This window comes from Pseudonocardia sp. KRD291 (assembly GCF_019263595.1).
Lineage (GTDB): Bacteria > Actinomycetota > Actinomycetes > Mycobacteriales > Pseudonocardiaceae > Pseudonocardia.
Window position 1 is genome coordinate 1 of record NZ_JADQDD010000215.1, and the last position, 11,043, is coordinate 11,043.

The 11,043-nt window shown below is 73.8% G+C and carries 9 protein-coding genes; 6 read left to right on the forward strand and 3 right to left on the reverse strand.

Going from position 1 to position 11,043, the window contains the following annotated elements; translation table 11 throughout:
• The 3 genes from I4I78_RS23870 to glmS all read left to right on the forward strand — a co-directional run.
• A partial coding sequence (locus I4I78_RS23870; RefSeq protein WP_218613717.1) for an ABC transporter ATP-binding protein occupies positions 1–1,960 on the forward strand: 1,960 nt, incomplete at its 5' end.
• A 181-nt stretch (positions 1,961–2,141) separates the two neighbouring features.
• Positions 2,142–2,405, forward strand: coding sequence for a hypothetical protein (locus I4I78_RS23875; protein WP_218613718.1), 264 nt, complete (start codon positions 2,142–2,144; stop codon positions 2,403–2,405).
• A 26-nt stretch (positions 2,406–2,431) separates the two neighbouring features.
• Positions 2,432–4,276 (forward strand): glutamine--fructose-6-phosphate transaminase (isomerizing), encoded by a 1,845-nt coding sequence (gene glmS / locus I4I78_RS23880; RefSeq protein WP_218613719.1) that lies wholly within the window; start codon positions 2,432–2,434, stop codon positions 4,274–4,276.
• Here glmS and I4I78_RS23885 read toward each other — a convergent pair.
• Entirely contained in the window at positions 4,263–4,652 is a 390-nt protein-coding gene (locus I4I78_RS23885; RefSeq protein ID WP_218613720.1) for a hypothetical protein, read from the reverse strand. The genes glmS and I4I78_RS23885 overlap by 14 nt on opposite strands.
• 56 nt (positions 4,653–4,708) lie before the next feature.
• Between I4I78_RS23885 and I4I78_RS23890 the strand changes: the two genes are divergently transcribed.
• Entirely contained in the window at positions 4,709–5,116 is a 408-nt protein-coding gene (locus I4I78_RS23890; protein ID WP_218613721.1) for a YafY family protein, read from the forward strand.
• On the opposite strand, the gene I4I78_RS23895 is transcribed toward I4I78_RS23890, so the two are convergent.
• The gene (locus I4I78_RS23895; RefSeq protein WP_218613722.1) at positions 5,113–6,606 is read right to left on the reverse strand and encodes a helix-turn-helix domain-containing protein; all 1,494 of its coding nucleotides are present in this window, start codon (positions 6,604–6,606) and stop codon (positions 5,113–5,115) included. The two genes, I4I78_RS23890 and I4I78_RS23895, sit on opposite strands and share 4 nt — an antisense overlap.
• 246 nt (positions 6,607–6,852) lie before the next feature.
• On the opposite strand from I4I78_RS23895, the gene I4I78_RS23900 reads away from it, so the two are divergent.
• A complete protein-coding gene (locus I4I78_RS23900) occupies positions 6,853–7,578 on the forward strand; it encodes a response regulator transcription factor (RefSeq protein WP_218613723.1) in 726 nt (241 codons plus the stop codon).
• 81 nt (positions 7,579–7,659) lie between these two features.
• Here the strand turns inward: I4I78_RS23900 and I4I78_RS23905 are convergent, their stop codons facing one another.
• Positions 7,660–8,685 carry a 6-phosphofructokinase gene (locus tag I4I78_RS23905; RefSeq protein WP_218613724.1) on the reverse strand — a complete coding sequence of 342 codons (1,026 nt, stop codon included), beginning with the start codon at positions 8,683–8,685 and terminating at the stop codon, positions 7,660–7,662.
• Between the two features lie 269 nt (positions 8,686–8,954).
• On the opposite strand from I4I78_RS23905, the gene I4I78_RS23910 reads away from it, so the two are divergent.
• Positions 8,955–11,043 (forward strand): PhoX family phosphatase (locus I4I78_RS23910; protein ID WP_374225906.1); only part of this gene is annotated, 2,089 nt, incomplete at its 3' end.

The window sequence follows — 11,043 nt, forward strand, 5'->3', positions numbered from 1 at the left end:
GGCACTGTGGCCCGACGAGACGGCAGCCGGTCCGCAGCCGGCGACCGCGGGCTCGTCGGCCGCCGCGTCCGGCCCGCCCGGCGCGGCCGGGATCGCCGGCGGGATGCCGGCCACCCCCGAGCTGCTCGCCGCGGTGGACGCCCTCCCGCCCGCGCGGGAGCAGCCGCGGCTGCGCGGCGAGTCCGACCCGACGGCCCCGGACCCGTCGTTCCGCCTGACCCGGCTGCTGCGGCCGGTCCGCAGGATGCTGGTGCTGGCCGTCGCGCTGATCGCGGTCGACGCCCTGGCCACCCTGGCGTTGCCGACGATCGCGCGCTACGCCGTCGACGGCGGGATCACCCCGGGCGTGGGACGGGTGCTGCTGCTCGCCGCGCTGGCCGGGATCGCCGTGGTGGCACTCGACGCGCTCGTCGTCGGGGCGCAGACGGTGGTCACGGCCAGGGCCGGCGAGAGCCTGCTCTACCTGTTGCGCGTGCGCAGCTACGCCCACCTGCAACGGCTCGGGCTGGACTTCTTCGAGCGCGAGCTCTCCGGCCGGATCATGACCCGGATGACCACCGACGTCGACGCGTTGTCGACGTTCCTGCAGACCGGGCTGGCCCAGGCGTTCGTCAGCCTGCTGACGATCGTCGGCGTCGCGGTGGCGCTGGTGCTGACCGACGCGTCGCTGGCGCTGGTGGCGCTGTCCGGGATGCCGGTCCTGATCGTCGCCACGGTGATCTTCCGTCGGTACTCGTCGCAGGCCTACGAGGAGGCCCGGGAGCGGGTCAGCCTGGTCAACGCCGACATGCAGGAGAACGTCTCCGGTGTCCGGGTCGCGCAGGCCTACGTCCGCGAGGACCTCAGCGCCCGGCGGTTCAGCGAGCGCAGCGCCGACTACCGCAGCTCCCGGCTGCGCGCGCAGCGCTACATCGCCACCTACTTCCCGTTCGCGGCGCTGCTCTCCGACGTGGCGCAGGCCGCCGTGCTCGGGGTCGGCGCGAGCCGGATCGCCGGCGGGGACCTCACCCCGGGCGTCCTCACGGCGTTCCTCCTCTACCTGGCGATGTTCTTCGCCCCGGTGCAGCAGCTGTCCCAGATCTTCGACGGCTACCAGCAGGCCCGGGTGGGTCTGAACCGGATCTCCGGCCTGCTGCGCACACCGACCTCGGTGCCCGAGACGCCCGAGGGCGAGCAGGTCGCGGTGCCCGAGCGGCTGCGCGGCGAGGTGGAGCTGCGCGCGGTCACCTTCCGGTACCCGGGCGTCGCCGAACCCGCCTTGGACGACGTGTCACTCCGGGTCGCGCCCGGGGAGACGATCGCGCTGGTCGGGGCCACCGGAGCCGGGAAGTCGACGCTGATCAAGCTCCTGGCCCGGTTCTACGACACCGGCGAGGGTGCGGTGCTGGTCGACGGCGTGGACGTGCGCCGGTTCCCGCTGGCCGACTTCCGGCACCGGCTCGGCGTCGTGCCGCAGGAGGCGCACCTGTTCACCGGCGACGTCGCCTCGAACATCGCCTACGGCCGCCCGGACGCCGACCCGGGCTCGATCGAGGCCGCGGCCCGCGCGGTCGGGGCGTTGGACCTGGTGAGCTCGCTGCCCGACGGGTTCCGCACGCCGGTCGGGGAGCGCGGCCAGGGGCTGTCCGCGGGGCAGCGCCAGCTCGTCGCGCTGGCCCGGGCGGAGCTGGTGTCGCCGGACCTGCTGATCTTCGACGAGGCGACGGCGGCACTGGACCCGGCCACCGAGGAGACCGTGCTCTCGGCCGGCGAGGAGCTGACGCGGCGCCGCACCTCGTTCGTGGTGGCGCACCGGCTGGCCACCGCGGCCCGGTCGGACCGGATCGTCGTGCTCGCCGGCGGCCGGATCGTCGAGGAGGGCCCGCACGCCGAGCTGGTCGCCTCCGGCGGTTGGTACGCCTCGCTGTGGAAGGCCGGCGAGCTCGAACCGGAGCCCGACTCCCCGCTCGCGTCCCGCTAGCGGGCCCGCTCCGGACAGGCGTGCAGCGAGCGGCGCGCTCGTCGCAAAGGCTCCGACGAGAGTGCCGCTCGCCGGGTGGTGAGGGGGTGTGGGCGCGTGGCGCGGAGCGTCAGGCGAGGTTTCTGCCCGGAAGCGGGCAGGAATCTCGCTTTCGTCGGCTGCGGGGGTGCATGGTGGTGAGGTGCCGGCTCACGACGACCTCATCGCGCACCTGGTGCGCAGCACGCCGCTGAGTCCCGGTGAGGCGACACGGGTCGTCGCCGACGTGCTCGGCTACTTCGCCGAGCCTGCGGAGGGCTTCGTCCGGCGCCGGCACGCCGAGCTGCAGGCACGGGGGCTGCGCAACGAGAAGATCTTCGACCAGGTCGCGGCGGAGCTCACGCAGCGGCGGGTGTCGGCGCCCGCGTACTCGGCCCGCCAGCTGCGCCGCCTGGTCTACGGCTGAACCACCACCGACGTCGGGAGACACACATGTGCGGAATCGTGGGATACGTCGGACCGCGGGACGCCGTACCGGTCCTGCTGGAGGGCCTCGGACGGCTGGAGTACCGCGGCTACGACTCGGCCGGGCTGGCCGTGCTGCACGCACCGGCGAAGGGCCCCGCCGAGCTGCGGGTCCGCAAGACCCCCGGTCGCGTCGACGACCTGGCCGCGGACCTGCCCGCCCGGTTCCGCGGCAGCCCGGGCATCGGGCACACACGCTGGGCCACCCACGGCGAGCCGACCGCGGCCAACGCGCACCCGCACACCGACTCCTCGGGCCGGATCGCCGTGGTGCACAACGGGATCATCGAGAACGCCGACGAGCTGCGGGCGCAGCTGACCGCGGGCGGCGTGGAGTTCGCGTCCGATACCGACACCGAGACGGTCGCGCACCTGGTCGCCGCCGCGTTCGACGACGGCGCCGCGGACCTGGAGGAGGCCGTGCGCCGGGCGCTGCACCGGGTCGTCGGGGCCTACGGGCTCGCCGTCCTCGACGCCGCACACCCGGACCGGGTCGTGGTCGCGCGCAACGGCTCCCCGGTGCTGCTCGGGGTCGGCGACCGGGAGATGTTCGTGGCCTCCGACGTCGCCGCGATCGCCGGGCACACCCGCCAGGTCGTCTACCTCGACGACGGCGAGCTGGCCAGCCTGACCGCGGGCGGGTACCGGACGTTCACCCTGGACGACCGCGCAACGTCCAAGACACCGTCCACCGTGGACTGGGACGTGGCCGGCGCCGAGCGCGGCGACCACGACCACTTCCTGGCCAAGGAGATCGCCGAGCAGCCGCGCGCGATCGAGCGCGCGCTGTCCGGCCGGTTGGAGGAGCGGTTCGCCACCGCGCACCTGGGCGGGCTGAACATGGACGTCCGGGAGGCGCGCGCGTTCCGGCGGGTGACCATCCTGGGCTGCGGCAGTGCGTGGTTCGCCGGGGAGCTGGGCGCGCAGCTGATCGAGGACCTGGCCCGGATCCCGGCGCACGCCGAACCGGCCTCGGAGTTCCGCTACCGCAACCCGGTCGTCGAGCCGGACACGCTCTACGTCGCGGTCAGCCAGTCCGGCGAGACCGTGGACACGCTGGCCGCGGTACAGGAGTTGCAGCGCAAGGGCGGACGGGTGATCGGGATCGTGAACGTCGTCGGTTCCACGATCGCCCGCCAGGTCGACGGCGGGATCTACCTGCACGCCGGGCCGGAGATGTCGGTCGCGTCGACGAAGTCGTTCACCTCGACCGTCGTGGCGTTCGCGCTGCTGGCGCTGCACCTGGGCCGGATGCGCGACCTGTCCCCGAGCGACGGCGGCCGGATCGTGGCCGGGCTCGCGGCGCTGCCCGGGCAGATCGAGCAGATCCTCGACGACGAGAAGCGCACCGGTGAGATCGCCGCCGCGGCCGCCGAGCTGGCGCCGTCGCCGAGCGTGCTGTTCGTCGGGCGCCGGCACGGCTGGGCGGTGGCCCGGGAGGGCGCGCAGAAGCTCAAGGAGATCTCCTACTGCCACGCCGAGGCCTACGCCGCGGCCGAGCTCAAGCACGGTCCGCTGGCACTGGTCGGGCCGGAGCTGCCGACCGTCGCCGTGGTGCCCGAGGACGACCTGCTGGAGAAGAACACCTCCACCCTCGCCGAGATCCGGGCCCGGCGCGGGCCGGTGCTGGCCGTCGGGCACCGCGACGTCCCGGGCGCCGGGCGCACGCTGGTGGTCCCGCGCAGCGAGCCGGAGCTGGACCCGGTGCTGCTCTCGATCCCGCTGCAGCTGCTGGCCTACCACGCCGCCGTCGCGCTGGGCCGCGACGTGGACCGGCCGCGCAACCTGGCCAAGAGCGTCACGGTGGAGTGAGCTCCATCGGGGTGAGCACGACGATCCGGTACCCGTCTCCTTCGGAGAGCAGCTGGTAGCAGAAGCGTTCCCGTGCCCGGCCGCCGTAGGACCAGGTGACGTCGGCCCAGATGGTGCCCGGGGCACGCGCCATCACGACGACGTCCGGGGAGGCCTCCTGCACTCCCTCGTACTGGTCCCAGGAGGCGGCGAAGAACGCCTCGGTCTGCGCGGCGTCGGTCACGGGGACCGACCCGCCGGGGGCCACGATCAGGGACGGGACGGCGTACATGCCGCCGATCGCCTTCTCGTCCCGGGCCAGGAGCGCGGCGGCGTAGCGGTCGAAGAACGCGCGGGCGGCGGACTGCGTGTCGGTGTCGATCTCGGTGTCGGTCACGGCACCGACGGTACGAAGGAACCCGGACACGCCTATGTCGTGTTTACGATGCGGTCGTGGACCATCGCAGCCGGCTCGCCGCGGACTCCCGCGACGGGCACCTGGCCCTGCGCCGCGTCGAACGCCAGCAGGTGCTGATCGAGCGCCTGCACGCGGCACGCGGCGGGCGGATCCGGCTGGCCGACCTGGCGTGCGGGCTCGGGGTGTCGGTCCGGACGGTGGCCCGCGACGTGGAGCGGCTGCGCGACAGCGGCGCGCCGCTGCGGGTCCACCGGGGCCGCGACGGCGGCGTCAGCCTGCCAGCGGCCCGGGCCACGATCTCGATCGAGTTCGACCTCCCGGAGACGGCCGCGCTGATCTCCAGCCTCGCGGTGCTCGGGCCGACCGTCAGCGACAGCGCCGCCTCGGCGATGCGCAAGCTGGCCGCCGCGGTCCGCCCCGCTGAGCCCGGGGACGGCAGCTAGTCGAGCAGGCGCTTCGCGCGGGCGGCGACGGCCGCGCGGCGCGGGTCGTCCGGACCGAGGAGCTCGAGCAGGCGTTCGTGCGCCTGCAGGTCCTCCTCGGCCAGCGGGTGCTCGGCGAACCGGTGGGTGAGCTCCACGTCGTCGGTGGCGAGCACGGCGTTGCGCAGGCCTGCGGTCAGCTCGTCGCGCAGGTCGCGCACGGCGGGGGCGTCGGAGCGGGGCAGCAGCGGCCCGTGGCAGGCCTCGAGCGCCTCCCCGACCCGTCCGGCGCGCAAGGCCGCACGGACCCGCAGGAAGTCCGCGTCCGGCTCGGTGGTCAGGCGGTACGGGCGGGTCAGCAGCACGTCGGTGCCCAGCAGCGCGCGGAGCCGGTGGATCTCGCCGCGCAGCGTCGTCGGGTTGCCCTCGTCGCCGTAGAGCATGAGCGTGAGCTGCTCGCCGGACAGGCCACCCGGGTGCAGCGCGAGCGCGGTGAGGATCTCGGCCGGGCGCAGCGACGCCGGGGCCTCGCGCTCCCCGATCGTGATCAGCGGGGTGCCGGCGCCGGTGAACCGCAGTGCGATCCCGGACGCCCGCTCCGTGGCCCGCACCCGCCGCCGCCCCGGCTCGGGGTGGAGCAGGTAGCCCTCGGACAGCGACTCGACGACCATCTCCCGGCCGTCCTGCAACCGGACCCGGTCGGTGCCCTCGGGGACACGCACCCGTTCCGGGAACCGGCCGTAGGGTGCGCTGGCGATCACCCGCCCGGACTGCGAGAGCAACGCCCCCTCGAGGCCGTGCAGCCCGGTCAGGTGCGGCATGTTGCGCACCCGCAGGCGCTCGTCGGCGATCGCGAGGCGGACCCGGAGCTGGTTCTCGGCCAGCTGTGCGGTGGCCGAGACGAGCTGGACCAGCGCCGGGTGCAGGGTGTGCAGCGGCCCGCTGATGTCGATCGCGCCGACGATCGACCCGGTGTCCGGGTCGTGCACGGGCGCGGCCACGCACGTCCAGTCGTGGTAGGCGCGCACCAGGTGCTCCGCGGAGTGGATGCGGACCGGCGCGTCCACCGCGAGCGCGGTGCCCATCGCGTTGGTGCCGATCGCGTCCTCGGTCCAGCGGGTGCCCTCGAACAGCCCGACGTCGTCGGCCGAGCGCAGCAGCCCGTGCGCGCCGTCGCGCCAGAGGATGTGCCCGTCCGCGTCGGTCACGAGCATGACGTGCATGGCCTCGTCGGCGATGCTCACCAGCGTCCTGCGCAGCAGCGGCATGACCTCGCGCAGCGGATGGCCCTCGCGCAGCTCCGGCAGGTCCTCCGGGGCGTAGACGACCGGCGGCGTCCGGTTCTCCGGGTCGACCAGCGCGGCCAGGCTGCGCTGCCAGGAGTCGGAGACCACGGAGCGCGGGCTCCCGGCGTTGCCACCGGAGCCGAGGTCGTCGTCGTAGATCCGGCGCAGTCGGTTCGCGTCCGCGACGAGCTCGTCGGCGGACGACACGGCGTCACCGTCGCCCATCGTCACCTCCGCAGAACCTGGTGCCGGGTGGCACCGGAACGAACACAGGACCCCAGGGTAGGCCGGATACGGCGTCCGGTCGTGTACGACCGTTGCCCGGACCTCTTCCGGTCTGATCATCATGTTACCCATGTCACACGTGCATGTGCATTCGACTGCAACGTGAAGGCAACGTGGCGCTACCTACCGTTCGCCCCCAGTACCCGCCATCGGCGGCGGGACCTGCACGTCCGGGAGGACATGGCGATGACGCTGGAAGCCGTTCGCGAGGCCACCGACGTGACGCGGCGCGGTCGCGACGCCGTCGAGGTCGTACGGCGGACGGCGCGGGTACTGGTCGTGGACGCGGAGCCGGTCGTCCGGCACGGGCTGCGCGCGCTGGTCGCCGCCGAGCCCGACCTCGTGCACGCCGGGGAGGCCGCCTCCCCGCGGGACGCGTTGATGGCCGCCGAGCGGACCCGTCCGGACGTGATCGTGGTGGACATCGAGTTCGCCCGCGACGAGCGACCCGGCCTGGACCTGGTGCGGGCGCTGCTCGAGCGTTGCCGGGGCGTGCGCGTGCTGGTGCTGACCGGATGCCGTGACCGCGAGGCGATGATGCGGACCGTGCGCCTGGGCGTGCACGGGTACCTGCGCAAGGGCGCCGACACCGCCGACATCGTGCGCGCGCTGCGGTCCGTGCTGCGCGGCGAGGGCGTGTTCGACCCCGGCACGAACGCGGCGCCGCTGCAGGTGCTGCGCGACCCGTCCGGCGACGACGTCCCGGACATGTGCCGCAACGCATCGCTGACCGACCGCGAGAACCAGGTGCTCAAGCTGCTCGCTGTGGGGATGAGCAACCGGGAGATCGGCGCCCGGCTGGTGATCTCCGAGGCGACCGTGAAGTTCCACGTGCGCAACCTGCGGGACAAGCTCGAGGTCCGCCGACGCACCGAGATCGTCTACACCGCCGCCCGCCAGGGCATCGTCTAGCCGGGCCGGGGCGGCGAGGGAGACCCCGCCCCGGCCCGAGCCGCTGCACCTGCGCCTGCCCGGCAGAACCTGGGGCGCGGTTCACCCGAAGAAGACCTCGGCCTCGGCGTAGAGCGACGGGTCGACCGTCTTGAGGGTGTCGGTCGCCTCGGTCAGCGGGCAGGTGACGATGTCGGTGCCGCGCAGGGCGACCATGCTGCCCCACTTCTCGTCGTGCACGGCGTCGATCGCGTGCAGCCCGAACCGGGTCGCCAGCCAGCGGTCGCGCGCGGTGGGCGTGCCGCCGCGCTGGACGTGCCCGAGCACCGTGGTGCGGGCCTCCTTGCCGGTGCGGGCCTCGACCTCGCGGGCCAGCCAGTCCCCGATGCCGCCGAGGCGGACGTGGCCGAACGCGTCGGTGTCGCCGGTGCTCAGCGCCTCGTCGCCGCCCTTCGGCCGGGCCCCCTCGGAGACCACGATGATCGGTGCGTACTCGCTGCGGAAGCGGCTCTCCACCCATCCGCAGACCTGCTCGATGTCGAACTCGACCTCGGGCAGCAGGATCGCGTTCGCGCCGCCCGCCATCCCGGAGTGCAGCGCGATCCAGCCGGCGTGCCGGCCCATCACCTCGACGATCAGCGCGCGGTGGTGCGACTCGGCGGTGGTGTGCAGCCGGTCGATGGCCTCGGTCGCGATCTGTACCGCGGTGTCGAACCCGAACGTGTAGTCGGTGCCGGACAGGTCGTTGTCGATCGTCTTCGGCACGCCGACGACGTGCACCCCGGCCTCGTGCAGCTTCGCCGCGACGCCGAGCGTGTCCTCGCCGCCGATCGCGATCAGCGCCTCGATGCCACGGTCGGTGAGCGTCCTGCGGATCCGCGCGACGCCGTCCTCGTGGGCGAACGGGTTGGTCCGCGAGGAGCCCAGGATCGTGCCGCCGCGCGGCAGCAGACCGCGCACGGCCGGGATGTCGAGGGTCATCGTCAGGCCTTCGAGCGGGCCGCGCCAGCCGTCCCGGAACCCGACGAAGGAGTACCCGTACTCCGGGATCCCCTTGCGCACCACGGCCCGGATGACGGCGTTGAGCCCGGGGCAGTCGCCGCCGCCGGTCAGTACTCCGACGCGCATGCTTGGGCGTCCTCTCCCTCGATCCAGTAGCTAAACCGCGCACACGCTAGTGCGACCGCCCCGGCGTCGGGCCGCCACCCCGGTCCCGGCCGCCGGGCGGACGGACCGGGCGGTCACGCCCGGTGTGGCGCAGACCTCCCGAGCCGGGTCATTCGTTCACCCGGCGTCCACGCGCGAGCCATCCTCCCGGCGCGGGCGCTACCTAGCGTTGCCACGACCACCACCGACGGCGCGCCCGGCGTGCCGCCCACCACCGGAGGAGAACGACCGTGGCGCAGCCCTGCCCCGACCCCGCTCACGACGCCGCGCCGGCCCGTCGCCCACTGCCGCTGCTCGCCCCGCGTCCCGTCCGCGGCGAGCGCCAGGGCCGGACCTGCCGTTACCGGTGCGGGGACGCCTGCTCGCGGGAGGCGCCCAACCCGACGTCGAACGCCTACTTCGGCGATGTGATGACCCGGGTGCTCGACCGGCGCGGGATGCTCCGCGCCGGGGCCGTACTCGGCCTCGCGACCGGTGCCGGGCTGGCCGTGGGCGCCACCCCCGCCGCCGCGGGCACTCCCACCGCTCCGGTCGGGCCGGTCGCCGCCGCGGCACCGGGGCCGGGTGGGCAGCCGCCGCGCGGGCTGCGCTACGAGACGGTCGCGCCGAACAGCGCCGATGCGATCACCGTGCCGACGGGGTACGCGAGCGACATCGTGATCCGCTGGGGCGACCCGATGTTCCCGGACTCCCCGGAGTTCGACTTCGAGGCCCAGACCGCCGCGGCCCAGGAGCGCCAGTTCGGCTACAACAACGACTTCTGCGGGATCCTGCCGATCGAGGGCCGGGGCCGGCGTTTCATCATGTTTTCCAACCACGAGTACACGCTCGAGCCGCTGATGTTCCGCGGCTACGACGAGGAGAACCCGACCGAGGAGCAGATCCGGATCGGGATCGCCGCGCACGGGCTCGGGCTGGTCGAGCTGACCCGCGAGCGGGCGACCGGGAAGCTGACCGCCGACCGCGACGGGAAGCTCAACCGTCGGATCACCGGCAGCACCGAGTTCGCCGTGGACGGTCCGGCCGCCGGGTCGGCGTTCCTGCGTACCGGCGCGGACCCGACCGGCACGGTCGTGCTCGGCACGCTGGGCAACTGCGCGGGCGGCGTCACGCCGTGGGGCACGTTCCTGTCCGGCGAGGAGAACTTCAACGGCTACTTCGCCGCGCCCGCGGTGACCGACCCGAAGCTGGCGCGCTACGGCTTCGAGGAGGGCCCGTCCGAACGTCGCTGGGAGAAGCTGGACCCCCGCTTCGACCTGTCGAAGGAACCGAACGAGGCGAACCGCTTCGGCTACGTCGTCGAGACCGACCCGTTGAGCCCCGACGCCCGCCCGGTCAAGCACACCGCGCTGGGCCGGTTCAAGCACGAGGGCGCGACGGTCCGGCTCACCCGCGACGGGCGCGCCGTCGCCTACATGGGCGACGACGAGCGCTTCGACTACGTCTACAAGTTCGTCTCGGACAAGGCCATGCGCCGCGGGCAGAGCCGCGGCGCCCGCGAGCACAACGCGACGCTGCTCTCCGAGGGCACGCTCTACGTGGCGCGGTTCACCGGGGACAGCCCGGCCGCGCAGATCGACGGCACCGGGACGCTGCCCGCCGACGGGAAGTTCGACGGCGCAGGCGAGTGGATCCCGCTGGCGGCCGGGAAGCGTTCGTTCGTGCCCGGGATGAGCGCGGAGGAGGTCTACGTGTTCACCCGCCTCGCCGCGGACCGCGTCGGCGCCACGAAGATGGACCGCCCCGAGGACATCGAGGCGCACCCGCGCACCGGCAACGTCTACATCGCCTGCACGAACAACTCCGACCGCGGCACCGCGGGCACGGCCGGCCCGGACGAGGCGAACCCGCGCAAGGAGAACAAGCACGGGCACGTGATCGAGCTCGTCGAACAGCGCGCCGACCCGGCCGCCACCCGGTTCGGCTGGTCGATCCTGCTGGTCTGCGGTGACCCCAAGGACCCGGGCACCTACTTCGGTGGCTACGACAAGTCGCAGGTCAGCCCGATCACCTCACCGGACAACCTGGCGTTCGACGAGCAGGGCAACATGTGGATCGCCACCGACTCCGGCGAGGCCCTGAAGATCAACGACGGCCTGTACGGCGTGTCCCTGGAGGGCCCGACCCGCGGCCGTACGACGTTGTTCGCGAGCGTCCCGCGCGGCGGTGAGTGCTGCGGCCCGATCGTGCGCGACGACTTCGTGCTGATCTCGGTGCAGCACCCCGGCGACCTCGACGACGCGTCGCCGGAGCAGCCGGCCTCGACCTGGCCGGACGGGCCGGGGACCCAGCCCCGCCCGTCGGTGGTCGCGATCCGGC

What these genes read in the sequence shown, in the direction of transcription:
- glmS (WP_218613719.1), top strand. Translation starts at nt 2,432, where the DNA reads ATGTGCGGAATCGTGGGATACGTCGGACCGCGGGACGCCGTACCGGTC.
- I4I78_RS23895 (WP_218613722.1), bottom strand. Translation starts at nt 6,606, where the DNA reads ATGGGCGACGGTGACGCCGTGTCGTCCGCCGACGAGCTCGTCGCGGAC.
- I4I78_RS23900 (WP_218613723.1), top strand. Translation starts at nt 6,853, where the DNA reads ATGACGCTGGAAGCCGTTCGCGAGGCCACCGACGTGACGCGGCGCGGT.
- I4I78_RS23905 (WP_218613724.1), bottom strand. Translation starts at nt 8,685, where the DNA reads ATGCGCGTCGGAGTACTGACCGGCGGCGGCGACTGCCCCGGGCTCAAC.